General features: G+C 73.7%; 13 protein-coding genes. 11 read left to right on the top strand and 2 right to left on the bottom strand.

Annotated features, from left to right (window positions below):
* Nucleotides 1-52: 52 nt before the first annotated feature.
* Both SCATT_RS28690 and SCATT_RS28685 read left to right on the top strand, forming a co-directional pair.
* Nucleotides 53-1,315, top strand: a complete 1,263-nt coding sequence (locus SCATT_RS28690; RefSeq protein ID WP_014626738.1) for a nucleotide sugar dehydrogenase — start codon at nt 53-55, stop codon at nt 1,313-1,315.
* A gap of 266 nt (nt 1,316-1,581) precedes the next feature.
* Nucleotides 1,582-2,967: an MFS transporter gene (locus SCATT_RS28685; RefSeq protein WP_014151915.1), complete on the top strand. Its 1,386-nt coding sequence runs from the start codon at nt 1,582-1,584 to the stop codon at nt 2,965-2,967.
* Nucleotide 2,968: 1 nt separating this feature from the next.
* Here the strand turns inward: SCATT_RS28685 and SCATT_RS28680 are convergent, their stop codons facing one another.
* Both SCATT_RS28680 and SCATT_RS28675 read right to left on the bottom strand, forming a co-directional pair.
* A complete protein-coding gene (locus SCATT_RS28680) occupies nt 2,969-4,468 on the bottom strand; it encodes an FAD-dependent monooxygenase (protein ID WP_014151916.1) in 1,500 nt (499 codons plus the stop codon).
* Nucleotides 4,461-5,048, bottom strand: coding sequence for a PadR family transcriptional regulator (locus SCATT_RS28675; protein ID WP_041823735.1), 588 nt, complete (start codon nt 5,046-5,048; stop codon nt 4,461-4,463). Before SCATT_RS28675 ends, SCATT_RS28680 begins: the two co-directional genes overlap by 8 nt.
* Nucleotides 5,049-5,239: 191 nt before the next feature.
* On the opposite strand from SCATT_RS28675, the gene SCATT_RS28670 reads away from it, so the two are divergent.
* The 9 genes from SCATT_RS28670 to SCATT_RS28630 all read left to right on the top strand — a co-directional run bounded on the left by SCATT_RS28670 (nt 5,240) and on the right by SCATT_RS28630 (nt 25,753).
* The gene (locus SCATT_RS28670) at nt 5,240-6,337 is read left to right on the top strand and encodes an NAD(P)-dependent alcohol dehydrogenase (RefSeq protein WP_014151919.1); all 1,098 of its coding nucleotides are present in this window, start codon (nt 5,240-5,242) and stop codon (nt 6,335-6,337) included.
* A 13-nt stretch (nt 6,338-6,350) separates the two neighbouring features.
* Nucleotides 6,351-7,559 carry a cytochrome P450 gene (locus tag SCATT_RS28665; RefSeq protein WP_014151920.1) on the top strand — a complete coding sequence of 403 codons (1,209 nt, stop codon included), beginning with the start codon at nt 6,351-6,353 and terminating at the stop codon, nt 7,557-7,559.
* Between the two features lie 25 nt (nt 7,560-7,584).
* Nucleotides 7,585-7,782, top strand: coding sequence for a ferredoxin (locus SCATT_RS28660; RefSeq protein WP_014151921.1), 198 nt, complete (start codon nt 7,585-7,587; stop codon nt 7,780-7,782).
* Between the two features lie 84 nt (nt 7,783-7,866).
* Complete coding sequence (locus tag SCATT_RS28655) at nt 7,867-21,345, top strand: type I polyketide synthase (RefSeq protein WP_014151922.1); 13,479 nt, start codon at nt 7,867-7,869, stop codon at nt 21,343-21,345.
* 48 nt (nt 21,346-21,393) lie between these two features.
* Nucleotides 21,394-22,446, top strand: a complete 1,053-nt coding sequence (locus SCATT_RS28650) for a 3-oxoacyl-ACP synthase III family protein (protein WP_014151923.1) — start codon at nt 21,394-21,396, stop codon at nt 22,444-22,446.
* On the top strand, nt 22,443-22,706 hold the full coding sequence (locus tag SCATT_RS28645) for an acyl carrier protein (protein WP_014151924.1): 264 nt from the start codon (nt 22,443-22,445) through the stop codon (nt 22,704-22,706). Before SCATT_RS28650 ends, SCATT_RS28645 begins: the two co-directional genes overlap by 4 nt.
* The gene (locus tag SCATT_RS28640; RefSeq protein ID WP_014151925.1) at nt 22,703-23,656 is read left to right on the top strand and encodes a thiamine pyrophosphate-dependent dehydrogenase E1 component subunit alpha; all 954 of its coding nucleotides are present in this window, start codon (nt 22,703-22,705) and stop codon (nt 23,654-23,656) included. The genes SCATT_RS28645 and SCATT_RS28640 overlap by 4 nt, the downstream gene beginning before the upstream one ends.
* Nucleotides 23,653-24,654, top strand: a complete 1,002-nt coding sequence (locus SCATT_RS28635; RefSeq protein ID WP_014151926.1) for an alpha-ketoacid dehydrogenase subunit beta — start codon at nt 23,653-23,655, stop codon at nt 24,652-24,654. The genes SCATT_RS28640 and SCATT_RS28635 overlap by 4 nt, the downstream gene beginning before the upstream one ends.
* A complete protein-coding gene (locus tag SCATT_RS28630; protein ID WP_014151927.1) occupies nt 24,647-25,753 on the top strand; it encodes a 2-oxo acid dehydrogenase subunit E2 in 1,107 nt (368 codons plus the stop codon). Before SCATT_RS28635 ends, SCATT_RS28630 begins: the two co-directional genes overlap by 8 nt.
* Nucleotides 25,754-25,757: the final 4 nt, after the last annotated feature.

Here is a 25,757-nt window from a genome sequence, read left to right as displayed (position 1 = left end):
GGCCCCCGGCACGACCCTCCCGGACCCCCTCACCCACCAGAAAGGGACCATCGTGCACAGTGACCTGGTCGTCATCGGCCTGGGGTACGTCGGACTGCCGCTCGCGCTGGAAGCGTGCCGTTCCGGGCTCACCGTCACGGGCCTGGACCGGGACGCGGCGACGGTCGCGGCCCTGGGCGACGGCAGATCCCACATCGACGACATCGACGACGCGGCGGTCGCCGGCATGGTCGCGGCCGGCTTCACCGCCACCACCGACGAACGGGTGATCGGCGGCGCCGCCACCGTGGTGGTCTGCGTGCCGACCCCGCTGTCCGAGCACGGCGGCCCCGAACTGGCCATGGTCGAGGACGCCTGCGCCGCGATCGGACGCAACCTGCGCCCCGGCACGCTGGTGGTGCTGGAGTCCACCACGTACCCGGGGACCACCGAGGAAGTGGTCCGCCCCATCCTGGAACGCTCCGGGCTCACCGCCGGAACCGACTTCCACCTGGCGTTCTCCCCCGAGCGCGTCGACCCCGGCAACAAGCACTACGGTATCCGCAACACCCCCAAGATCGTGGGTGGTTACACCCCCGACTGCACGGCCGCCGCGGCTGCCTTCTACGGCAAGTTCGTCGACAACGTCGTCCAGGCGGCCGGCACCCGCGAGGCCGAGATGGCCAAGCTCATCGAGAACACCTACCGGCACGTCAACATCGCGCTCGTCAACGAGATGGCGGTCTTCTGCCACGAACTGGGCATCGACCTGTGGGACGCCATCTCCTGCGCGGCCACCAAGCCCTTCGGCTTCCAGGCGTTCCGCCCCGGCCCCGGCGTCGGCGGCCACTGCATCCCCATCGACCCCAACTACCTCGCCCACAAGGTGCGTACCCTCGGCTACCCGTTCCGGATGGTCGAACTCGCCCAGGAGATCAACACCCGGATGCCCCGCTACGTCGTCGAGCGCGCACAACACCTCCTCGACCGGGCGGGCCGCACCCTCGGCGGGGCCGGCGTCCTGCTGCTGGGCGTCACGTACAAGGCGGACATCGCCGACCAGCGCGAGACATCCGCCCGCCACGTCGTCCGCCGCCTGCGCACCCTCGGCGCCGACGTCTCGTACCACGACCCCTACGTACCGGCCTGGGAGGTCGACGGCATCCCGGTGCCCGCCGTGACGGAATCGCTGCCGGAGGCCCTGGAGCGGGCGGACCTGACGATCCTGCTCCAGCAGCACCGGGCCTACGACATCGGCCTGGTCGTCAGCCACGCGCGGCTGCTGCTCGACACCCGCGGCGGTGCCCGTCCCCAAGCCCATGTCGAACGCCTCTAGGTCCTGTCGTCAAAGGATCGCCGGCCGTCCCGGAGGGCGGTGCCCCGCGGCGTCCGGTCCGGGTGGTCGGGGTGGCCCGCGACGTCCCGGCGTCTTGACGCGCGTATGAGGCGATCCCTACGGTCCCCCTCGGAACGACCCGTCCCGGCACCGCGGTCGACGCCAGGGCACCCGAAGAAGTCCCAGCGGCACGACGAGGCGGTGCCTACCCACCGCCGACGCGTGGCCGAGCCCGACCACCAGCACCCGCGACGGGGAGACCGGCGATGACCGACGACGTTCTGACCGAGCCCGCCTCAGCCGAGGAGGGGCTCTTCTCCAAGGGGTACGCGGCGGCCACTGTCAGCTTCGCCGCGGTCAACGTGCTGACCGGGCTGGCGGCGCTCGCGGTGGTGCCCACCCTGCCGATCGCCGTGCGCGGCCTGCACGGGCTGTGGCTGTACCCCCTGGTGGCCAGTGCCTTCGTGGCCGCGAGCCTGCTGGGCGGGGTGATCGGCGGCAACTGGGCCGACCGTTCCGGGGCCGGCCGCCCGCTCGCCACCGGCCTGGTGCTCGCGGTGGTGACCCTGCTGGTCTCCGCCACCAGCGTCTCCATCTGGCAACTGGCGGCCGGACGCTTCCTGGACGGGGTGTCGGCCGGGATGATCACGGTGTGCATCAACACCGCGATCGGGCAGACCTATCCGGACCGGATGCGCCCTCGGGTGCTGGCGTTGATGAGCGCCTCCTGGATCGGCCCGTCGCTCATCGGCCCGCCCGTCGCCGGCCTGGTGGCGGACTGGTGGTCGTGGCGTGGTGTCTTCTTCGGCCTGGCCGCGCTCACGCTGCCGCCGGCGGTCGCGGTGGTGGTGCTGCTGCGCAGGCTCTCCCGGCACGCCGGAACCGTGGCGCCGGAGGCGGACGACACGGCGCGGCCGGGGCTGGTGGTCGCGGCGGCCGTGAGCCTGGGCACGGCGCTGGGTCAGTACGCGGTCACCGGTGGGGGCGCGGCGCACGTGGTGTGCGGGGTGGTGGCCGTGGCGCTGCTGGCCGGGTTCATCCGGCGGATCCTGCCGCCGGGGACCTGGCGGGCCGCGCGCGGTCTGCCCGCCACGGTGCTGGGGATATGCCTCGCCTCCGGGACGTTCTTCACGCTGGAGGCGTTCGTACCGCTGCTGCTGGACACCGACCGGCGTGTGTCTCCCGCCGTGACCGGCCTGGTCTTCACCGGTGCCGCCATCGCCTGGGCCGCGTCGTCCTGGGTGCAGAGCCATCTGCTCGCCGACCGCCCGCGTCACCAACTGGTGGCGATCGGCGCGGCGTTGGTGGCCGTCGCGGCGATGGTCGCGGTGGCCGGCACCCTCCCCGCCCTCCCCCCGTACCTCTCCGGCGCCGCCCTCCTCGTCGCCGCCGTCGGCATGGGCATGGCGGCCCCGACCCTCACCGTGCTGTCCCTGGCCCACACCCCGCCGGGCCGCCAGGGCTACGCCAGCAGCGCCATGCAGACCTCCCGCAACCTCGGCCAGATCACCATCATGGCCATCTGCTCCGCCCTCTTCACCGCCTTCCACCAATCCGCCCACGCCGTACCGGGTTTCACGATCGCCTTCGCCACGCTGGCCGTCCCGAGCACGGTGCTGGCACTGCTGGCCGTCCGTACCCGCGAGGCGTGACTCAGGCCGCCGGGCTCGCCCGGCCCGGGCCGAACCAACGGCTCAGCGCCTCCCGGGCCGCTTCGGCGGTGGGGGCCGGGGAGGTCCAGGCGGCGTGGCCGTCGGGGCGGAGGAGGACGGCGGTGGCGCCGTGGAGGGCGCCGGGGGGTGTGGTGGCGGTGGTGACGCGGTCGGACCAGGGGGTGGCCGCGTGGTGGAGGGGGTCGGCGTGCGGGCCGGGTTCGGTCAGCAGGACACCGCCGCCGGTGCGGGCGAGCAGGCGCAGCAGGCTGTCGCCGTCGAGGGCGACGTCGGGCACCATGCGGCCGTCCCAGGGGTGGCCGGTGGGGTGGGGGACGGGGTAGCGGGTGTTGACCGCGGTGATGGTTTCGGCGAGGTGGCCGGCGGTCTCCTCGAAACGGGCGAGTTCGGCGAGCAGGTCGCGTACCGGGGCGAGGCGTTCGTCCTCCTCGCCGAGGACGGCCTGGGCGCGGGTGTTGCGCAGCAGGGCGGCACCGGCCTGGTGGCGTTCGGTGTGGTAGGTGTCCAGGAGGGTGTCGGGGGCGAGGCCGCGCGCGACCAGGGCGAGTTTCCAGCCGAGGTTCATCGCGTCGTCGAGGGCCGCGTTGACGCCGATGGCCCCGGCCGGCGGATGGATGTGGGCGGCGTCCCCGGCCAGCAGCACGCGGCCGTCCCGCAGCCGTTCGGCCAGCCGTGCCGCGTCGCCGAACCGGGTCAGCCAACGGGCCTCGGCCAGCTCGACGTGGCGGCCCAGCGCGCGGTCGACGGCCTGCTGGAAGCGGGGGAGCGTCACCGGCTCGTCCCGGTCCTCCGGCGGCCGCGCGTCCGCCGTGATCAGCCGTACGTACCCGGGGCGGGGGATGACGAACACCGAGCCGCCCGGCCCCGTGGTCACACCGAAGCCGAGCGAGCCCGGATCGGCCAGGACGACGTCACCGAGCAGCGTGAAGCGGCGCGCGGGGGTGCCGGGGAAGGCGATGCCGGCGAGTTCGCGTACCGTGCTGCGGCCCCCGTCGCAGCCGGCCAGCCAGCCGCAGCGCAGCGTCAACCCGTCCTCGCCTGAGCCGACTTCGGCGTACACCGCGTCCTCGTCCTGCCGCAGCCCGGTCAGCCGGTGACCGCGCAGGATGCGGGCCCCCAGGTCCTCGGCGTGGCCGGCGAGAAGTTCTTCCACCTTGGTCTGCGGTATCCCCAGCACGTAGGGGTGGGCGGTGCGCATGGCGGCGAGGTCGAGCCGGGCGCCGCCGGTGAAGACGGTGTCGGCGACGGTGGGGCCCTCGGCGAGGAAGCGTCCGGCGAGGCCGCGGCGGTCCAGCAGTTCCAGGCTGCGGGCGTTGAGGTTGAAGCCGCGGCAGTAGCCCGGGGGAGCGGGGTCGCGTTCGAGCACCACGGTGCGTACGCCGCGCGACGCGAGTTCGGCGGCGAGCATCAGCCCGGCGGGACCGGCGCCCACCACGAGCACCTCGGCGTGGAGCGGAGGGCCAGGGCGGGTGTCAGACATCGGCCACGCCCTGCGGCCACTCCAGGGCGCCGCCCTCGATCTCCTCGGCGGTGCGCACCACCCAGCGCAGTTCGGCGCGGGCCATCTCCTGGGCGTACTCGGCCTCGATCACGAAGAGCCGGGGCGTGTGGTGTTCCTCCCGGGCCGCGCGGTACGCCTCGTCCCCGGCCTCGACGCGTTCCCGCAGGGCCGCCGCCCGTTCCCGCAGCGCCTGCGCGGCCCGGCGCGGCCCGAGCGCGCCGAGGTAGCTGACCGCGGAGAGGAACCTGGGGTATTCGTGGGCCGGTTCGCGGATCAGCTCGTCGAGCCAGGCGACGAACTGCCGCTGCCCCTCAGGTGTGTTGCGGTACACCGTGCGGGCCGGCCGGCCGCCGACCTGCTCGGTGCCGTCGACCTCGATCCAGCCGTCCCGGACCAGGGCGCGCACGGTGTCGTACAGCGAGCCGGTGGTCACCTTGAAGGCGACGTCCATCCGGCGTTCCCGCAGCGTCGTCGCCATGGCGTGGGGGTGCATGGGCTGCTCCAGCAGCAGACCCAGCACCGCCAGGGCCAACGGGTTGGCGGGGCGTTTGACCGTCATCTCACTCCACTGCCGCCTGGCGAGCATGCTCACTCGCATCCGATTACTTGGGTCCTAGCATAACACTCTCGCGCCGCCCGGCGCCCGCTGTAAGCCCGGCTTAGTCCCGTCTTTAGTGGCCGCGTCGAGCATGTGCCGGGCGCCGTCCAGAACGACGGGCACCGGCAGCGAAGCGGAGGCGGGAAAGTCGAATGCGGATCGAAGCCGCGGTACTGCGCAAGCCCGATCAACCCTTCGAGATGGCCCACCTCGAACTGGACGAGCCCGGCTTCGGAGAGGTTCTGGTACGGGCCGTCGCCTCCGGGGTGTGCCACACCGACTTCCTGCCCCGCAAGGGGCTGCCGGTGACGATGCCGCTGGTCGTCGGCCACGAGGGCGCGGGCGTCGTCGAGGCGGTCGGCCCCGGGGTCACCGGCCTCGCCCCCGGGGACCACGTGGTCGCCAGCTTCGACTCCTGCGGTCGCTGCCCCGCCTGCCTCAGCGGCCGGCCCAACGCCTGCACCGGCTTCCACGCCCGCAACCTCACCGGGCGCAGGGCCGACGGCTCGACCGGGGCCCGGGACGCCGACGGCACGGCGGTGTCGGCCCGCTGGTTCGGCCAGTCCTGCTTCGCCGACCACTGGCTGGCCACCGAACGCAACCTCGTCCCGGTCGGCAAGGACCTCCCGCTGGACAAGCTCGGCCCCTTCGGCTGCGGTCTGCAGACCGGGGCCGGCGCCGTCCTCGTCGCCGTGCCCGTCGGGCCGGGCGCGAGCCTCGCCGTGTACGGCGCCGGAACGTTGGGCCTGGCCGCGGTGATGGCCGCCCGCGCCGCCGGGGCCGCCGACATCACCGTGGTCGACCTCCACCCCGCCCGACGCCAACTCGCCCTGGAACTCGGCGCCACCCGAGCGGTCGACGGCGCCGACCCCGACGTCACCGAACGCGTCCGGGACGGCCGGGGCGAAGGCTACGACCTGGCGCTCGACACCACCGGACGCTCCTCGGTCGTCCGCTCCGCGCTCGCCGTGCTCCGCCCGCGCGGAACCTGCGCCCTGGTCGCCACCGGCGGCGACGACCTGGTCATCCCACCCCGCGCGCTCACCGCCGGACGCACCCTCACCTACCTGCTGGAGGGCGACGCGGTGCCCCAGGTGTTCATCCCCCGGCTGATCAGGCTGTGGCAGGACGGACGGTTCCCCTTCGAGCGGCTGCTGACGACGTACCCGCTCGCCGGGATCAACGACGCCGAACGCGACACTACCGCCGGAACCGTCGTCAAGCCGGTGCTGGTGCACCGCGGACTGTGAACGGAGTCACCCAGTGATCAGCGACCTCGCCCCCTTCCCCTGGACCCGGCACCCCCTGGACCCACCCGACCTCTACGCCCGCCTGCGCGAGGAACGGCCCGTCACCCGCGTCGAGTTGCGCGGCGGCCAGCCCGTCTGGCTCATCACCCGCTACGACGACGTCCGCGCGATCCTCGCCGACCCCCGCGCCAGCGCCGACCTGTCCCGGGAAGGCTTCCCCCGGTTCGGCTTCCGGCCCCCCAACGCCCACGAGCGCCCGTTCCTGCGCATGGACCCGCCCGAACACACCGTCTTCCGCCGCCTGCTCGCCAAGTGCTTCCTGACCAAACGCATGCTGGCGCTCCGGCCCCGGATCCAACAGCTGGTGGACGAGACGGTGGACGCCATGCTCGCCGCCCCGGACCACCGGGCCGATCTGGTGCGCGACCTCGCGCTGCCCGTCCCGTCCACCGTGCTCAGCTGGATCCTCGGCGTGCCCGCCGGCGACCGCGAGTTCTTCAACACCGAGACGCAGGCACTGCTCGACCGGGAGAACACCGACAACAAGGACGCGCGGGAACGTGCCCTGCGCGCCGGCAAGGCCCTGCGGGGCTACCTCGACGGCCTCATCGCCGACCGCGAGGCACTGACCGACCCCGGCGAGGACATCCTCGGGGTGCTCGTCACCGCCGTCCGCGAAGGCACCATCTCCCGCCAGGACGCCATCAACACCGCCGTCGTCCTCATCGTCGCCGGCCACGACACCACCGCCAACATGGCGGCCCTCGGCACCCTGCTGCTCCTGCGCCACGACGACCAACGCCAACTCCTCACGGAGCAGCCCGAGTTGATGCCCCAGGCGGTCGAGGAGATGCTGCGCTTCCTCACCGTCGTCCACCTGGTCGTGCTGCGGGTGGCCACCGAGGACATCGAGATCGGCGGCACCGTCATCCCGGCCGGGGAAGGCATCATCCCGCTCAACTTCTCCGCCAACCGCGACGACGCCCACTACCCGGACGCCGACCGCTTCGACGTCCACCGCAAGGCCCGCGACCACGTCGCCTTCGGCTACGGCGTCCACCAGTGCCTCGGCCAGCCGCTGGCCCGGGTCGAGCTCGAAGTCGTCTTCGGCACGCTGCTGCGACGGCTCCCCGGACTACGCCTGGCCGTGCCCTTCGACGACCTCCCCTTCAAATCCCACGCCCAGATCAACGGGGTGGCAGCCCTGCCCGTCACCTGGTGACCCCGTACCGGACAGGAGCCCGACGATGCGAGTGACCGCCGACCGTGACCGCTGTGTCGCCTCCGGCCAGTGCGCCCTGATCGCACCCGACGTCTTCGACCAGCGCGAGGAGGACGGCCTGGTCGTCGTCCTCGACCACGCGCCGCCGCCCGAACGGCACGCCGAGGTCGAACAGGCGGTGCACATCTGCCCGGCCCAGGCCCTGGCGCTCGGCACCGCGTAGCGGCGAACCGGCCGGCGCATACCGCACGGCACGGTGACAACAGCTCACAGCAAGCCAGACGGAACAGAAAGGCAACGGCGGACGATGGCGGACCAGCCCACCTCTCAGGCCACGGACGAGCGGCCGGCCGACGGCGACGAGATCGCGGTGGTGGGCCTGGCCTGCCGCCTGCCCCACGCCCCGGACCCGCGGGCCTACTGGACCCTGCTGCGCACCGGCACCGACGCGACCGGGGAGGTCCCCGCCGACCGCTGGGACGCCGCCGCGCTCCACGACCCGTCGCCCGACGCGCCCGGGAAGGCCGTCACCCGGCGCGGCGGCTTCCTCGACCGGGTGGACGCCTTCGACGCCGGCTTCTTCGGCGTCTCCCCGCGCGAGGCCGCCGCCATGGACCCCCAGCAGCGGCTCGTCCTCGAACTCGGCTGGGAGGCCCTGGAGGACGCCGCGATCCGTCCGGACGCGCTGCACGCCACCCGCACCGGTGTCTTCATCGGCGCCGTCACCGACGACTACGCCGTCCTCCAGCACCGCCTCGGTGCCGCCGCCATCCAGCGCCACACCGCCACCGGCCTGCACCGGGGCCTGATCGCCAACCGCCTCTCCTACACCCTCGGCCTGCGCGGGCCCAGCCTGACCGTCGACACCGCCCAGTCCTCCTCGCTGGTCGCGGTCCACCTGGCCGCAGCCGCCCTGCGCTCCGGTGAGGCCGACCTCGCCCTGGCCGGCGGCGTACAACTCAACCTGCTGCCCGAAGGGACCGTCGTCGCCACCAAGTTCGGCGCGCTCTCCCCGGACGGCCGCTGCCACACCTTCGACGCCCGCGCCAACGGCTACGCCCGGGGCGAGGGCGCCGGCCTGGTCGTCCTCAAGCCGCTGCGCCGCGCCCTCGCCGACGGCGACCGCGTCTACTGCGTGCTGCGCGCCTCCGCCGTCAACCACGACGGCGGCACCCCCGGCCTCACCGTCCCCAGCGCCGACGCCCAGCGCGACGTCGTCCGTGCCGCGCTGCGCCGGGCCCGTACCGCCCCCGCCGACGTCCAGTACGTCGAACTGCACGGCACCGGGACCCCGGTGGGCGACCCGATCGAGGCCGCCTCGCTGGGCGCCGCGCTCGGCCGGGAACGGGGAGCGGACGCGCCGCTGCTGGTCGGCTCCGCCAAGACCAACCTGGGACACCTGGAGGGCGCGGCCGGCATCGCCGGACTGCTGAAGGCGGTGCTCGCCATCCACCACCGCGAACTGCCGCCCAGCCTCAACTTCGAAACCCCCAACCCCCGCATCCCGCTGGACGAACTGAACCTGCGGGTGCAGTGCGACCTCACGCCCTGGCCCCGCCCCGACCAGCCGCTGGTCGCCGGCGTGTCGTCGTTCGGCATGGGCGGCACCAACGCCCACGTGGTCCTCGCCGAGGCGCCCGACGCCACCACCGCGCCCGCCACGCGGCGGCGACCGGACGACGCCCCGGTGACGTGGCTGGTCTCCGGCCGCGGCGACGACGCGCTGCGGGCCCAGGCCGCCCGGCTGCACGAGCGCGTCACCGCCGACCCGCGGGTCCACCCCGACGACGTGGGCCGCTCCCTCGCGCTCGACCGGACGCCGCACAGCCACCGCGCCGCGGTCGTCGCCACGGACCGCGCGGCGTTGCTGGACGGCCTCGCGTCCCTGGCACAGGGCACGCCGTCCCCCCTGGTGCTCACCGACCGCGCGGAGGCGGCGTTCCCCGTCGCGCTGCTGATGGCCGGCCAGGGCAGCCAGTACGCCGGGATGGGCGGCGAACTCCACCGCCACGTCCCGCGGTACGCGAGCGCCTTCGACGAGATCTGCGCGGCCTTCGACGCCCATCTCGACCGCCCGCTGCGCGAGTTGGTCCTCGCCGCGCCGGGCAGCGCCGAGGCCGCGCTGCTGGACCGTACCCGATACCAGCAGCCCGCCCTCTTCGCCGTCGAGGTGGCGCTCTTCCGGACCCTTCAGGCGTGGGGGCTGCGGCCGGACTACCTGGCCGGGCACTCCATCGGTGGGCTGAGCGCGGCCCACGTCGCCGGGGTCTTCCCGCTCGCGGACGCGGTGGCGCTGGTCGCCGCGCGCGGACGGCTCATGGACGCCCTGCCCGAGGGCGGTGCCATGGTGGCCGTCGAGGCCGACGAGGACGAGGCGCGTGCCCGGATCGCCGACGACCGGCGGGCGGACGTCGCCGCCGTCAACGGACCGCGTGCCGTCGTCGTCTCCGGCGAGTGGGAAGCCGTCGAGGCGGTCGCCGCGCACTTCCGCGCCCAGGGCCGCCGTACCCGGACGCTGCCGGTCAGCCACGCCTTCCACTCGCCCCTGATGGAGCCCATGCTGCCCGCGTTCCGCGAGGTCGTCGCGGGGCTGACACTCCACGCGCCGCGCATCCCGGTCGTCTCGGACGTCACCGGCCGGCTCCTCACCGACGAGGAGGCGTGCGACCCCGCTTACTGGGCCGGCCACGTCCGCCACGCGGTGCGCTTCGCCGACGTGGTGCGCACGCTGCACGGGCTCGGTGCGCGCGGCTACCTGGAGGTCGGGCCCAAGCCGGTGCTCGCCGGGCCGGTACGCGGGACCCTGGCCGAACTGGACGGCGGCGGGCGGGTCTTCCCGGCGCTGCGGGAGGGGCGCCCGGAGGCGGAGACCCTCACCCGAGCGCTGGCCGGGCTGGCGCTGGGCGGCGCGGAGATCGACTGGCGGGCCCACTTCGACGCGCGGGGCGCCGTGCGGACTGCGCTGCCGACGTACGCCTTCCAGCGGCAGCGGTACTGGCTGGACGCGGCGGGCACGGCCGCCGTCCCGGGGGAGCCCGCCGTCCAGGAGACCGCCACGCAGGAGGCCACCACCCGGCGGACCGCCGCCCCGGAGCCCACCGCACGGCTCCGCGGTGAGCTGGCCACCCGTACCCCCGCCGAACGGGAGCGCTTCCTCCTCGACGTCGTCCGCACCGAGAGCGCCCTCGTCCTCGGCCACGCCACCCCGGACGGACTCGACGCCGAACTCTCCTTCAAGGAGCTGGGGTTCGACTCCCTGGGCGGCGTCGAACTCCGTGACCGGCTGACCGCCACCACCGGCCTGCCGCTGCCGGCCGCCGCCATCTACAACCACCCCACCCCCCGCGCCCTGGCCCAGCGCCTCGCGTCCCTGCTCGACGAGGCGGCGGACGCGGAACCGGCCCACCCGGCCCCCGGCGTCCTGGTGGCCGCCGACGACCCGATCGCCGTCGTCGGCATGGGCTGCCGCTTCCCCGGCGGCGTCACCAGCCCCGAGGAACTGTGGCGGCTGGTGGACAGCGGTGCCGACGCCATCTCCGAGTTCCCGACGAACCGGGGATGGGACCTGGAGGCGCTCTACGACCCCGAGTCGGGCCGCCCCGGCCACTCCTACGTCCGGCACGGCGGATTCCTGCACGACGCCGACCAGTTCGACCCGCAGTTCTTCGGCATCAGCCCGCGCGAGGCCGCCGCCATGGACCCGCAGCAGCGGATCCTGCTCGAAGTCTCCTGGGAGGCACTGGAACGCGCCGGCCTCGACCCGTCGGCGCTGCGCGGCACCCCGGTCGGTGTCTTCGTCGGCGCCATGGCGCAGGACTACGGGCCGCGGATGCACGAGCCCGCCGCCGGCCACGAGGGCTACCTGCTGACCGGCAGCTCCGTCAGCGTCGCCTCCGGCCGCATCGCCTACACCCTCGGCCTCGAAGGCCCGGCCGTCACCGTCGACACCGCCTGCTCGTCCTCGCTGGTCGCCCTCCACCTGGCCGGGCAGGCGCTCTCCCGGGGCGAGTGCTCGCTCGCCCTGGCCGGCGGCGCCGCGATCATGGCGAGCCCGGGGATGTTCATCGAGTTCAGCCGCCAGCGCGGACTCTCCCCCGACGGGCGCTGCAAGCCGTTCGCCGCCGCCGCCGACGGCACCGCCTGGGGCGAGGGCGCCGGCATGGTGGTGCTGGAACGCCTCTCCGACGCCCACCGCCACGGCCACCGGGTACTCGCCGTGCTGCGCGGCAGCGCGGTCAACCAGGACGGTGCCAGCAACGGACTCACCGCCCCCAACGGCCCCTCCCAGGAACGCGTCGTCCGCCGGGCCCTGGCCGCCGCCGGACTGCGCCCCGAGGACGTCGACGCGGTCGAGGCGCACGGCACCGGCACCACCCTCGGCGACCCCATCGAGGCCGAGGCGCTGCTGGCGACCTACGGCACCGGCCGCGACCCCGAACTGCCGCTGTGGCTCGGCTCGTTGAAGGCCAACATCGGACACACCCAGGCCGCCGCCGGTGTCGCCGGGCTCATCAAGCTGGTGGAGGCGCTGCGCGCCGGGAGGCTGCCGGTCACCGCGAACGTGGACGAGCCCACCCCGCACGTCGACTGGGCGAGCGGGGCCGTCCGGCTGCTGACCGAGGCCCGCCCCTGGCCGCGCGGCGACCGGCCGCGCCGGGCCGGGCTGTCGTCGTTCGGGATCAGCGGCACCAACGCGCACCTGATCCTGGAGGAGGCACCCCCCGCCCCCGCGCCCTCCCGCGACGAGGCCACCCCCACCGGCGGGAAGCGGACCTGGCTGGTCTCCGGGCACACCCCCGAGGCCCTGCGCGCCCAGGCCCAGGCGCTCAGCACGGTGGAGGACGTCGACCCGGACCGGGCCGCCGCCGTCCTCGCCGTCGGCCGCGCCGCACTCGAACACCGCGCCGCCGTCACCGCCCCCGACCTGCCGGGGCTGCGCGCCGGACTGCGCGCGCTCGCCGACGGCGAGCCCTCCTCGGACGTGGTGCTCGGCACCGCACTGCCCGGCGGCCGGACCGTTTTCGTCTTCCCCGGCCAGGGCTCGCAGTGGGCGGGCATGGCCGCCGGACTCCTCACCGCCTCGCCGGCCTTCGCGCGGCGGATGGCCGAGTGCGCCGACGCCCTCGCGCCGTACGTCGACTGGTCGCTGCTGGACGTGGTCCGCGGCGCGCCGGACGCCCCCGGCCTGGACCGGGTCGACGTCGTGCAGCCCGCGCTCTTCGCCGTCATGGTCTCGCTGGCGGAGCTGTGGCGGGCCAGTGGTGTCGAACCGGACGCGGTGATCGGCCACTCCCAGGGCGAGATCGCCGCCGCCTGCGTGGCCGGCGCGCTGTCGCTCCAGGACGCGGCACGGATCGTCGCGCTGCGCAGCCGGGTGCTGCGTTCGCTCGCCGGAAGCGGCGGCATGGTCTCCCTCGGCGTCGACGAGGAACGCGCCCGCGAACTCATCCTCCCGCACCACGGCCGGGTGGACGTCGCCGTCGTCAACGGGCCCACCGCCACCGTGGTCTCCGGCGACCCCGAAGCGCTGGACGAGCTGATGGCGCGGTGCGCCGCGGACGACGTGCGGGCCCGCCGCATCCCCGTCGACTACGCCTCCCACTCGCCGCACGTCGAGACGCTCCGCGCGGAACTGCTCGACGTCCTGGACGGGGTGCGGCCCCGCCCCGCCCGCATCGCGTTCTACTCCACCGTCACCGCCGGGAAGCTGGAGACCGAGGCGCTGGACACCGAGTACTGGTACCGCAACCTGCGGGAAACTGTGCGCTTCGCGGAGACGGTGCGGCTGCTGCTCGCCGACGGGCACCGGATCTTCATCGAGAGCAGCCCCCACCCGGTGCTCACCGCCGCCCTCCAGGACGGCATCGAACAGACCGCGGACGCCCCGGCCGGCGCGGCGGTCGTCCCCTCCCTGCTGCGCGACCACGGCGGCCTCGACCGCTTCGTCGCCTCCCTGGCCCAAGCACACGTGCACGGCGCCGAGGTCGACTGGGCCGGCGTCTACGCGGGCTTTCCGACGGACGCGGCCGACCTGCCGACCTACCGCTTCCAGCGGCGCGGCTACTGGCTGTCCGCGACGGCCGCCCCGACCGGGGCCGCCGACGGCCACCCGCTGCTGACCACCGGCACCGAACTGGCCGTGGACGGCGGCATGGTGTTCACCGGACGGCTGTCCGCCGACGCGCAGCCGTGGCTGCCCGACCACGCCGTGGCCGGCACGGTGCTGCTGCCCGGCACCGCCTTCGTCGACCTCGCGCTGCGCGCCGGAACGGTGGTCGGCTGCGCATACCTGGAGGAGCTGACGATCCAGGCCCCGCTGGTGATCCCGGCCGGGGCGACCATGGAGATCCAGGCGACGGTGGCCGCCCCGGACGAGTCGGGGCGGCGCGACATCCGCGTGCACGCCCGGACCGGCGCGGCCGGCGACGAGGCGGCGGACTGGACCGAACACGCCGTCGGCGTGCTGGCCGTCGAGTCCGTCGCGCTCGCCGGGACCGCCTCCGCCGCCGCGTGGCCGCCGCCCGGAACCGTCGCGGTCGACCTGTCGGGCCACTACCAGCGGCTGGAGGAGGCCGGCTACGAGTACGGCCCCGCCTTCCAGGGGCTGCGGGCGATGTGGACGGCCGGCGAGGAGGTCCACGCCGAGGTACGGCTGCCCGAGCCGGCCGACGTCGAGCGCTTCGAGGTTCACCCCGCGCTGCTCGACTCGGTGCTCCACGCCGTCGTGCTCGGCGAGGGCGGCCACGCGGCCGAACCGCGGCTGCCGTTCAGCTGGTCCGGCGTCCGGCTGCACCGGGCCGGGGCGACGGAGCTGCGGGTGCGGATCGTCCCGGCCGGCAACGGCGCGGTGGCGATGACGGCGGTGGACGCCGAGGGCACCGTGGTGCTCTCGGTGGACGCGCTGACGCTCCGTCCGGTCCCGGTGTCCCAGCTGGCCAAGGCCGACCCCGCGGCCGGCGCCGGTCTCTTCCGCCCCGAGTGGGTTCGGGTGGGGGTTTCGGGTGTGGGTGTGGGTGGTGTGGGTTCTGTGGTGGAGCTGGGTGAGGTGGGGGTGGGTGCTGCGGGGGCGTTGGGGGCGGCTTCGCGGGTGTTGTCGGTGGTGCAGGGGTGGTTGCGTGGGGGTGGGGTTGGTCGGTGTGTTGTGGTGGTGCGGGGGTCGGGGCCGGAGGTGGGTGCGGCTCGGGGGTTGATGCGTTCGGTGGTGTCGGAGCATCCGGGTCGTTTCGGGTTGGTGTGTGTGGAGGAGGGGGAGCCGGACGGGGCCGGCTGGGATGGGTTGTTGGGGTGTGGTGAGGGTGAGGTGGTGTGGCGTGATGGCGGGGTGTGGGTTCCTCGTCTGACGCGGGTGGCCGGGGCGTCCGGGTCTGCGGGTGGTGTTGCGGGTTGGGATGGTTCGGGGACGGTGTTGGTGACGGGTGCTGGGGGGTTGTTGGCGGGGTTGGTGGCTCGTCGGTTGGTGGTGCGGTACGGGGTGCGGCGGTTGGTGTTGGCTTCTCGGTCGGGTGCGGAGGGGTTGGCTGAGGAGTTGCGTGGGTTGGGTGCGGTGGATGTGCGGTCGGTGGTGTGTGATGTGGCTGATCGTGGGTCGGTGGAGGGGTTGTTGGCGGGGGTTGGGGTGGAGCATCCGTTGAGTGCGGTGTTTCATCTGGCGGGTGTTTTGGATGATGTGACGGTGGAGGGGTTGACGCCGGAGCGGTTGGTGTCGGTGTTGCGTCCGAAGGTGGATGGGGCGTGGCATTTGCATGAGTTGACGCGTGGTGCGGGGTTGTCGGCGTTTGTGTTGTTCTCGTCGGTGGCTGGTGTGTTGGGTACGGGGGGTCAGGGGAATTACGCGGCGGCGAACGCGTTTTTGGACGGGTTGGCGGTGTCGCGTCGTGGGGCGGGGCTTGCGGGGGTGTCGTTGGCGTGGGGTTTGTGGGCTGATGCGTCGGGGATGACGGGGCATTTGTCGCGGGCTGATGTGGCGCGGATGGGGCGTTGGGGGATCGCGGCGTTGTCGGCGGATGAGGGTCTGGCGTTGCTGGACCGGGCGTTGGGGACGGACGAACCGGTGCTGGTGCCGGCCCGGTTGGACCTGACCGCCCTGCGCAACCAGGCCGCCGCCGGCACCCTGCCCCCGGTCTTCCGCTCCGTCGTCACGACACCGGCCCGCCGCAACCGTCCCGGCACCCCGGCCGAGAGCCGCACCTGGGCCCAGCGCCTGGCCGGCCTGAACGGTGAGGAACTCGACGCCGCCCTGCGTGAACTCGTCGACGCCCGGGTCGCCGCCGTCCTCGGCCACGGCAAGGGCGAACACGTCCCCGCCGGCCGCCCGTTCAAGGACCTCGGCTTCGACTCCCTGGTCGCCGTCGAGTTCCGCAACCAGCTCACGGCCGCCACCGGGCTGCGCCTCCCCAGCACCCTCGTCTTCGACCACCCGACCCCCGAGGCGCTCGTCGGTCACCTCGCCGGACAACTGCGCGGCGCACAGCACGCCACCCAGCCGGCCGCCCCCGCCACTCCGGCGCCGGCCGCCGACCCGGACGAGCCGATCGCCATCGTCGCCATCGGCTGCCGATACCCCGGTGGCGTCCGCTCACCCGAGGACCTGTGGCGGCTCGTCCACGAAGGCACCGACGCCGTCGGCGACTTCCCCGGCGACCGGGGATGGGACCTCGACACGCTCTACGACCCGGACCCGCAGGCCACCGGCAAGGTCTACACCCGGCACGGAGGCTTCCTCCACGACGCCGGTGACTTCGACGCCGCGTTCTTCGGCATCAGCCCCCGCGAGGCCCTGGCCACCGACCCGCAGCAGCGGCTCCTGCTGGAGGTGGCCTGGGAGGCGTTCGAGCGGGCCGGCCTCGATCCGCGCTCCCTCGGCGGCAGCCGCGTCGGGGTCTTCACCGGCGTCATGTACGGCGACTACGGATCCCGCCTGCAGACCGCCCCCAAGGAACTCGAAGGCTACCTGCGCAACGGGAGTTACGGCAGCGTCGCCTCCGGCCGCATCGCCTACACCTTCGGCCTCCAGGGCCCGGCCGTCTCCGTCGACACCGCCTGCTCGTCCTCGCTGGTCGCCCTCCACCTGGCCCGGCAGGCGCTGCTCGCGGGCGAGTGCACGATGGCCCTCGCCGGCGGCGTCACCGTGATGTCCACCCCCGCCACCTTCATCGAGTTCAGCCGCCAGCGCGGACTGTCCGCCGACGGACGCTGCAAGTCGTTCTCCGCCGACGCCGACGGCACCGGATTCTCCGAGGGCGCCGGGCTGCTGCTCGTCGAACGCCTCTCCGACGCCCGGCGCAACGGCCACCCGGTCCTCGCCGTACTGCGCGGCAGCGCCGTCAACCAGGACGGGGCGAGCAACGGGCTCACCGCGCCCAACGGCGCCGCCCAGGTACGCGTGGTGCGCGAGGCCCTGGACGCCGCCGGGCTGCGCCCCGGGGACGTCGACGCCGTCGAAGCCCACGGCACCGGCACCCGCCTCGGCGACCCCATCGAGGCCCGCGCCCTCCAGACCGCCTACGGCACCGGACGGCCGGCCGGCACCCCGCTGTGGCTGGGATCGGTCAAGTCCAACATCGGGCACACCCAGGCCGCCGCCGGGATCGCCGGCGTCATCAAGATGACGATGGCCATGCGCGCCGGCGAACTCCCCGCCACCCTCCACGCCGGCCGGCCGTCACCCGAGGTGGACTGGTCGGACGGGACGGTACGCCTGCTCGACCAGGCCCGCCCCTGGCCCGACGCCGGGCGACCGCGCCGGGTCGGGATCTCCTCCTTCGGCATCAGCGGCACCAACGCCCACATCATCCTCGAACAGGCGCAGGACACCGAACCGGCCGCCGCCCCCGCCGAGCGTCCCGAACCCCCGGCGCACCGCCTGCCGTGGCTCGTCACCGGCCAGGGTGAGAAGGCGCTGCGCGCCCAGGCCGCCCGCCTGCGCGACTTCGTCTCGGCCCGCCCCGCACTGCGTCCCGACGACATCGGCCACTCCCTCGCCACCACCCGCACCTGGCTGGACGACCGCGCACTGGTCGTCGCCGGGGACCGTGAGGGGTTCCTGGCCAGCCTCACCGCCCTCGCGGCCGGCCAGGACCACCCCGACGTGCTGCGCCACCGGGCCCGCCCGGCCGGCAAGCTCGCCGCCCTCTTCAGCGGACAGGGCAGCCAGCGGGTCCGGGCCGGCCAGGAACTGGCACGTGCCTTCCCCGCCTACGCCTCCGCACTGGCCGACATCGGCGCGCACTTCGCCGACCACCTCGACCGGCCCCTGCACGAACTGCTGACCGGCGACGACCCCGCCCTGCTGGCCGAGACCCGCTACACCCAACCCGTCCTGTTCGCCGTCGAAACCGCGCTGTTCCGGCTGCTCGAAGCCCACGGGGTCCGGCCGCACTACCTGCTCGGCCACTCCATCGGCGCGCTGACCGCGGCCCATGTCGCCGGCGTCCTGGGACTCTCCGACGCCTGCGCCCTGGTCGCGGCCCGGGGCCGGATCATGCAGGCGGCACCCTCCGGCGGCGCGATGATCTCCATCCGGGCGACCGAGGAGGAGGTCCGCGACACCCTCGACGGACTCGCCGGACAGCTCACCATCGCGGCCGTCAACGGGCCGCGCGCCACCGTCGTCGCCGGCGACGAACAGGCCGCCGAGCAACTGGCCGAGCAGTGGCGCGCCCGCGGCCGGAGCACCGTACGGCTGCGCACCAGCCACGCCTTCCACTCCCCGCACATGGCCGAAGCCGCCGAGGAGTTCCGCACGGTGGCGGCCCAGGCCGCCTATGCACCGCCGCGCATCCCGGTCGTCTCCGACGCCACCGGCGAACTCGCCACCGACGCCGAACTGTGCTCGCCCGACTACTGGGCCGAGCACATCCGCCGCCCGGTCCTCTTCCACCACGGCATGCGCACCCTGCGCGAACTCGGTGTCGACGGCTGCCTGGAACTCGGACCCGACGCGGCGCTCACCCCCATGGCACGCGAATGCCTCGACGACCGGACGGAGCCGGAAACCCCCGTCCAGCCGCTGCTGCGCCGTGACCGTCCGGAGACCGACACCTTCTACGCGGCACTGGCCGTCTCCGGCACCACCGGATGGCCCGCGTCGCTCTTCCCCGACGCCCGCCGGGCCGAACTTCCCACCTACGTCTTCCAGGGCGAGCGCTACTGGCTCGCCCCGCAGCCCACCCCCTCCGACGCGGCCGGACTGGGTCTGGAGGCGGTGCCCGACTCGCTGCTGGGCGCCGCGGTGGAGCTGGCCGACGGCTCGTGCACGCTGTTCACCGGCCGCATCGCAACCGCGACCCACGGCTGGCTGGCCGACCACGTCATCGACGGCACCGTGCTGGTGCCCGGCGCCGCGCTGGTGGAAGCCGCGCTGCGGGCCGGCGAGTGGGTCGGCTGCCCGACCCTCGCCGAACTGGTCTCCCAGGCCCCGCTGGTGGTCCCGGCCGACGCGGCCGTACGCGTCCAGGTGCACGTCGGCGCCGCCGACGACACCGGACGGCGCCCCATCACCATCCACTCCCGGCCGGACGCCGCCGACGCCGACGCGCCCTGGACGCTCAACGCCACCGGCACGCTCGGCACCGACGCCGACCGCCCCGAGGACACCCCGACCGCCTGGCCCCCGGCGGACGCCACCCCGATCGCGGTGGAGGACGCCTACCAGCGGCTCGCCGAACGCGGCTACGCCTACGGCCCCGGCTTCCGCGGCCTGCGGGCGGCCTGGCGGACCGGCGAGGAACTGTACGCCGAGGTGTCCGTCAACGGCACCGAACCGGCCGCGCTGCTCGACAGCGCACTCCACCTGCTGGCCCTGGAAGCGGACCCGGCCCAGGACGGCCGGGTGAGGGTGCCGTTCTCCTGGCGGTCCGTACGCGCCCACGCCCCCCTCGGATCCGCCGCCCGGGTCCGGCTGACCCCCGACGCGGACGGCGCGGTGCGGGTCCTCCTGACCGACCCGGACGGCTGTCCCCTGCTCACCGTCGACGCGCTGACCCTGCGCGCCGTCGACCCCGACCGGCTGGCCGCGGGACGCGAGCAGGGCTCATTGCTGCGGACCGAGTGGGTTCGGGTGGGGGTTTCGGGTGTGGGTGTGGGTGGTGTGGGTTCTGTGGTGGAGCTGGGTGAGGTGGGGGTGGGTGCTGCGGGGGCGTTGGGGGCGGCTTCGCGGGTGTTGTCGGTGGTGCAGGGGTGGTTGCGTGGGGGTGGGGTTGGTCGGTGTGTTGTGGTGGTGCGGGGGTCGGGGCCGGAGGTGGGTGCGGCTCGGGGGTTGATGCGTTCGGTGGTGTCGGAGCATCCGGGTCGTTTCGGGTTGGTGTGTGTGGAGGAGGGGGAGCCGGACGGGGCCGGCTGGGATGGGTTGTTGGGGTGTGGTGAGGGTGAGGTGGTGTGGCGTGATGGCGGGGTGTGGGTTCCTCGTCTGACGCGGGTGGCCGGGGCGTCCGGGTCTGCGGGTGGTGTTGCGGGTTGGGATGGTTCGGGGACGGTGTTGGTGACGGGTGCTGGGGGGTTGTTGGCGGGGTTGGTGGCTCGTCGGTTGGTGGTGCGGTACGGGGTGCGGCGGTTGGTGTTGGCTTCTCGGTCGGGTGCGGAGGGGTTGGCTGAGGAGTTGCGTGGGTTGGGTGCGGTGGATGTGCGGTCGGTGGTGTGTGATGTGGCTGATCGTGGGTCGGTGGAGGGGTTGTTGGCGGGGGTTGGGGTGGAGCATCCGTTGAGTGCGGTGTTTCATCTGGCGGGTGTTTTGGATGATGTGACGGTGGAGGGGTTGACGCCGGAGCGGTTGGTGTCGGTGTTGCGTCCGAAGGTGGATGGGGCGTGGCATTTGCATGAGTTGACGCGTGGTGCGGGGTTGTCGGCGTTTGTGTTGTTCTCGTCGGTGGCTGGTGTGTTGGGTACGGGGGGTCAGGGGAATTACGCGGCGGCGAACGCGTTTTTGGACGGGTTGGCGGTGTCGCGTCGTGGGGCGGGGCTTGCGGGGGTGTCGTTGGCGTGGGGTTTGTGGGCTGATGCGTCGGGGATGACGGGGCATTTGTCGCGGGCTGATGTGGCGCGGATGGGGCGTTGGGGGATCGCGGCGTTGTCGGCGGATGAGGGTCTGGCGTTGCTGGACCGGGCGTTGGGGACGGACGAGCCGGTGCTGGTGCCGGCCCGGTTGGACCTGACCGCCCTGCGCAACCAGGCCGCCGCCGACCCGTCGGCCGTACCACCCATCCTCTCCGGCCTCGTACCGGCGGCCACGTCCCGCCCCGCGGGCCGGCCGGCGACCACCGCGGCGGACGGCCCGTCCCTGGCCGACCGGGTGCGCGCGCTGCCCGAGGAGTCCCGCAAGGACGAGTTCGAGGCGCTGCTGCGGGCCGACGTCGCCGCCGTACTCGGCCACCGCGACGCCGACGCCATCGACGTCGGCCTCCCCCTCGTCGACCTCGGCTTCGACTCGCTGACCGCCGTCGAACTGCGCAACCGGCTCAGCGCGGCCACCGGCCTCCAACTGCCCAGCACCCTGGCGTTCGACCACCCCACCGTGCGGGCGATCGCGGCCTACCTGCTCGGCAAGCTGCTGCCCGACGAGGAGGACCGCCGGCTGGCCGTCCTCGACCAGCTCGACGAACTCGTCCGCACCGTCACCGACGAACGCACCCTCCGCCTGCTGGACCAGCGGCTGCGCGAGGTGACCACCAGGCTCGCGCTCACCGGCCGCACCGACGACCCGCGGCCGGCCGACGACATCTTCGAACCCGCCTCCGACGAGGAACTCTTCGAGCTGCTGGACGAAGAACTGGACGACGGCGTCGGCCACTGACCCGTGCGTCCCGCACCGCCCGGACCTCTCACAAAGGACAGGACACGCATGCCATCGCCCGTCATACGCATCGCCTCCGTGGGGACCGCGCTCCCCGGCGACCCCGTCGACAACGCGGCCCTCATCCGCGGCTTCCGGCTGCCGGCCGTGTGGGAGCAGTGGATCGACGTGTTCGTCGGCACCCGCAGCCGCCACTTCTGCGTCGACCTGGAGACCGGATCGGTCCGCCAGTCCCTCGCCGACCTCGGCACCGCCGCCGGCCGCAAGGCCCTCGACGCCGCCGGGGTGGACGGCGGCGACATCGACCTCGTCGTGATGGCCTCCGCCACCCCCGACACCCTGATGCCCGCCACCGTCAACATCGTCGCCGACCGGCTCGGCATCGACGGGGTCCCCACCTACCAGCTCCAGTCCGGCTGCACCGGCGCCCTCCAGGCCCTCGACGTGGCCTGCCAGATGCTCACCACCGGCCGGCACCGCACCGCCTTGGTGATCGGCGGCGACACCTGCGCCAAACACCTCGACCTCGCCATGGACCTCGCCGGGATGTCCCCCAACATGCAGGTCAACATCATGCTGTTCGGCGACGGCAGCGGCGCCGCCGTCCTCACCACCGAGCCGCGCCCGCAGGCCCCCGTGCTGCGGCGGGTCTTCACCCGCCTCCAGGGCCGCGGGCGCGAGCCGGGGCAGACGGTGCGCTGGTACGGCACCGCCGACCGCGGCGACCCGGGCGAACCGGTCTCGGAGGACTTCAAGGCCATCGAGGCGTCCGCACCCGGCATGGCCGCCGAGGCCCTGCAGGACCTCCTCGACGACCTCGACTGGAAGAAGGAGGAGCTGGACTACATCCTCCCGCCGCAGCTCTCCGGGAAGATGACCCGCCGCGTCCTGGACCACCTCGCCGTCCCCGGCGCCGAGGAGATCAGCCGGGTCGAGGAGATCGGCAACACCGTCAACGCCATCCCGTTCTTCCAACTGGAGCAGATCCTGCCGGACATGGTGCCGGGGGAGCGGGCCATCGGCATCAGCGTGGAAGCCAGCAAGTGGATCAAGGCCGGGTACGCCGTCGAGCTGCCCGTCGGTGGAGCGGAGGAACGATGACAACACAACAGACGCCGGCCCTGGAGACGGTGACCGAGCACCTGCTCGGTATCTTCCGGCAGGCGCTGGACTTCGACGGCGCCGGACCGGACGACGCCCTGCCCGACCTCGGCGGCGAGTCGATGACCATCATCAAGATCGCGGTGGCCATCGAGGAGGGGTACGGCGCCGAGGTCCCGCTGGAGCTCTTCCTCCAACGGCCCACCGCCCGCCAGGTCGCCGAGGCCGTACTGGCCGCCCAGCCGCAGGAGGCACGGTGACCGCCCCCGTCCTCGCCCCCGAGGCCCACCCGGCCGACCTCACCCCGCCCGAGGACGACGACCTGCGGCTGCTGCTGACCGTCCGGCACTTCGAGAAGGAACTGCTGCGCCTCTTCGGCGCCGGACTCCTCAACGGCACCACCCACACCTGCCTCGGGCAGGAATACGTCCCCGTGGCGCTGCGCACCCTGATCGGCCCGGACGACTTCGTCTTCAGCAACCATCGCGGCCACGGCCACTACCTGGCCCGCTACGACGACCCGCGCGGCCTGCTCGCCGAAATCATGGGACGCCAGGGCGCGGTCTGCGACGGGGTCGGCGGCAGCCAGCACATCCTGCGCGGACGCTACCTGTCCACCGGGGTGCAGGGGCAGAGCCTGCCGGTCGCGGCCGGTGTCGCGCTGCGCCTGAAGCACACCGAACCCGGCCGCCTCGCGTGCGTGCACATCGGCGACGGCACCTGGGGGGAAGGCGCCGTCTACGAGGCGCTCAACATGGCGGCGCTGTGGCGGCTGCCGCTGCTGGTGGTGGTCGAGAACAACGGCATCGCCCAGTCGACGCCCACCGCGATGGAGATGGCGGGCACCATCGCCGACCGGGCCCGTGCCTTCGGCATCGACCACCAGCGGGTCGACACCGTCGACGTGGCCGCGATCCGGGACCGGCTCGGCCCGGCCATCGCCCGGGTCCGCGCCGAACACCGCCCGCTCGTCGTGGAGTTCGTCACCCATCGCGTCGGCCCGCACAGCAAGGGCGACGACACCCGCCGCCCCGAGGAGATCGAACGGGCCCGGCAGCACGACTGGTACCCCCGCTACCGGGCCGCGTTCCCGGAGCGGTTCGCGGCCTGGGACGAGCGGACCCGGGCACTGGTCGCACAGGTCTCGGCCGAGGTGCGGGAACTGCCGCCGGCCGTCTGGACGGAACGGACGGAACGGACGGAACGATGAGAGTAGCCGACAACCTCAACCACGCACTGCGGTCGTTCCTGGCCGACGACCCGGCCGCCTACCTCCTCGGCGAGGACGTGATCGACCCCTACGGCGGGGCGTTCAAGGTCACCCGGGGGCTGTCCACCGCCTTCCCCGACCGGGTGCTCACCACCCCGCTCAGCGAGGGCGGCATCGTCGGCGTCGGCGCCGGACTGGCACTCACCGGCAGCCCGGCCGTCGTCGAGATCATGTTCGCCGACTTCGTGGCGCTCGCCTTCGACCAACTGGTCAACTTCGCCAGCAAGTCGCTGACGATGTACGGCCGCAGACTGCCGATGCCGCTGGTGGTGCGCTGCCCGTCGGGCGGCCGGCGCGGCTACGGCCCCACCCACAGCCAGTCCCCGCAGAAACACTTCATCGGCGTACCCGGCCTGTCGGTCTACGAGGTCTCGCCGTTCCACGACAACGGCGCCCTGCTCACCTCGATCGTCGAACGGGCCGAACCCGCGCTCCTCTTCGAGGACAAGGTGCTCTACACCCGGCCGATGTTCGAGAACGGCACGGTGGACGACCTGTTCTCCTACGACTTCCCGGCCGACGGCGTGGCCCGGGTCCACGTCGTCGACGACCCGGACGCCTGCGACTGCGTGCTGATCGCCCCCGGCGGCGTCACCGACCGCGCCCTCCAGGCCGCCCGCCGCCTGCTGCTGGAGCACGAGATCAGCGTCCAGATCCTGGTCCCGGCCCGGCTGTACCCCTTCGACCTGGAGCCGTTGCTGCCGCTGCTGCGTGGCGCCGGAAGCGTCTTCGTCGCCGAGGAGAGCACGGCCGGCGGCACCTGGGGCCACCAGGTGGCGCAGCAGGTGCACCAGGCGCTGTGGGGCCGGCTGCGCCATCCGGTCACGCTGATCCACTCGGCCGACAGCATCATCCCCACCGCCGGCCACCTGGAGGAACAGGTGCTCCTCCAGGCCGGCACCATCTGCGAGACCGTCGTGGAGACGCTTCGTGGCTGACATCCGCGTGCCCAAACTCAACAACAACGACACCGGCTACCAGCTGGTGGCCTGGCTGGTCGACGAGGACGAGCCGGTCAAGCCCGACCAGCCGGTGGCCGAGGTGGAGACCTCCAAGGCCGTCGAGGAGCTGGTGAGCGGGGCCGAGGGCGTCCTGCGCAGACTACTCGCGGTGGGTGACGCCTGCGCGCCGGGGGAGGTCATCGCGCGGGTGGTCGAGCCCGGCGCCCCGCGCGAGGAGCCCCCGGCACGGCCGAACGCCGTCACCGAGGCCGCCGCCGAGGACCCCGGGCCGGTGGTCACCGCCCCGGCCCGGGAGCTGATGGACCAACTCGGCATCGACCCGGCCCGGCTGCGCGAACTGGACGTGAAGATCGTCAAGCGCGCGGACGTCGAACGGCTCGCCCCCGAACAGGACAGCGCCGACACACGCCAACTGCCCGTCCCCCAGCAGGCGGTGGCCCGCACCGTGAGCCGCTCGCACGCGGAGATCCCGGCCGCCTACACCGTCATCGCCGTCGACGCCGGCCCGGCCAAGGCCGAGGTGGCCCGGCAGACCACCGCGCTCGGCCGGCTGCTGGGCCTGCCCGAGCTGCTGATCGCGGCCGTCGCCCGGCTGCACGCCGCGCACCCGCTGTGCTTCGCCCGGCTGACCGGCGAACACACGGTGCGGATCGAGGAACGGCCGCACATCGGCGTCACCATCGACGTCGGCAAGGGACTCAACGTCCCGGTGGTCAAGGACGCCGACCAACTCTCCTTCGCCGAACTCGTCGAGGTGACGACCGCGTTCCGGCGCACCGCGGTGCGCGGCCGGTTCCGCGAGTCGGAGCTGTCCGGCGCCACCATCGGCGTCACCCTGCACAACGCCCCCGACATCGTGCACGCGATCCCCATGATCTTCCCCGGGCAGACCTGCGCGCTGGCGCTGTCCGGCGTCCGGCCCGAGGTGGTCCCGGACGGTGACGGGTTCCGCGCCCGCGACACCGTCAACCTCGGACTCGCCTACGACCACCGGGTCGTCAACGGCAAGGACGCGGTGGACTTCCTCCAGGACCTCAAGGCGGCCCTGGAGCACCCGGAGGAACTCACCCGCTGACCGC

Source organism: Streptantibioticus cattleyicolor NRRL 8057 = DSM 46488 (genome assembly GCF_000240165.1).
Taxonomy (GTDB): Bacteria; Actinomycetota; Actinomycetes; order Streptomycetales; family Streptomycetaceae; genus Streptantibioticus; species Streptantibioticus cattleyicolor.
The sequence above is the reverse complement of the archived record's forward strand: the minus strand, read 5'-3'. Positions and strand labels throughout refer to the sequence as shown.

Bases quoted from the DNA above. Each gene is read 5' to 3' on its own strand.
- SCATT_RS28685 (WP_014151915.1), top strand. From the start codon at position 1,582: ATGACCGACGACGTTCTGACCGAGCCCGCCTCAGCCGAGGAGGGGCTC.
- SCATT_RS28680 (WP_014151916.1), bottom strand. From the start codon at position 4,468: ATGTCTGACACCCGCCCTGGCCCTCCGCTCCACGCCGAGGTGCTCGTG.
- SCATT_RS28675 (WP_041823735.1), bottom strand. From the start codon at position 5,048: ATGACGGTCAAACGCCCCGCCAACCCGTTGGCCCTGGCGGTGCTGGGT.
- SCATT_RS28670 (WP_014151919.1), top strand. From the start codon at position 5,240: ATGCGGATCGAAGCCGCGGTACTGCGCAAGCCCGATCAACCCTTCGAG.
- SCATT_RS28660 (WP_014151921.1), top strand. From the start codon at position 7,585: ATGCGAGTGACCGCCGACCGTGACCGCTGTGTCGCCTCCGGCCAGTGC.
- SCATT_RS28655 (WP_014151922.1), top strand. From the start codon at position 7,867: ATGGCGGACCAGCCCACCTCTCAGGCCACGGACGAGCGGCCGGCCGAC.
- SCATT_RS28650 (WP_014151923.1), top strand. From the start codon at position 21,394: ATGCCATCGCCCGTCATACGCATCGCCTCCGTGGGGACCGCGCTCCCC.
- SCATT_RS28645 (WP_014151924.1), top strand. From the start codon at position 22,443: ATGACAACACAACAGACGCCGGCCCTGGAGACGGTGACCGAGCACCTG.
- SCATT_RS28635 (WP_014151926.1), top strand. From the start codon at position 23,653: ATGAGAGTAGCCGACAACCTCAACCACGCACTGCGGTCGTTCCTGGCC.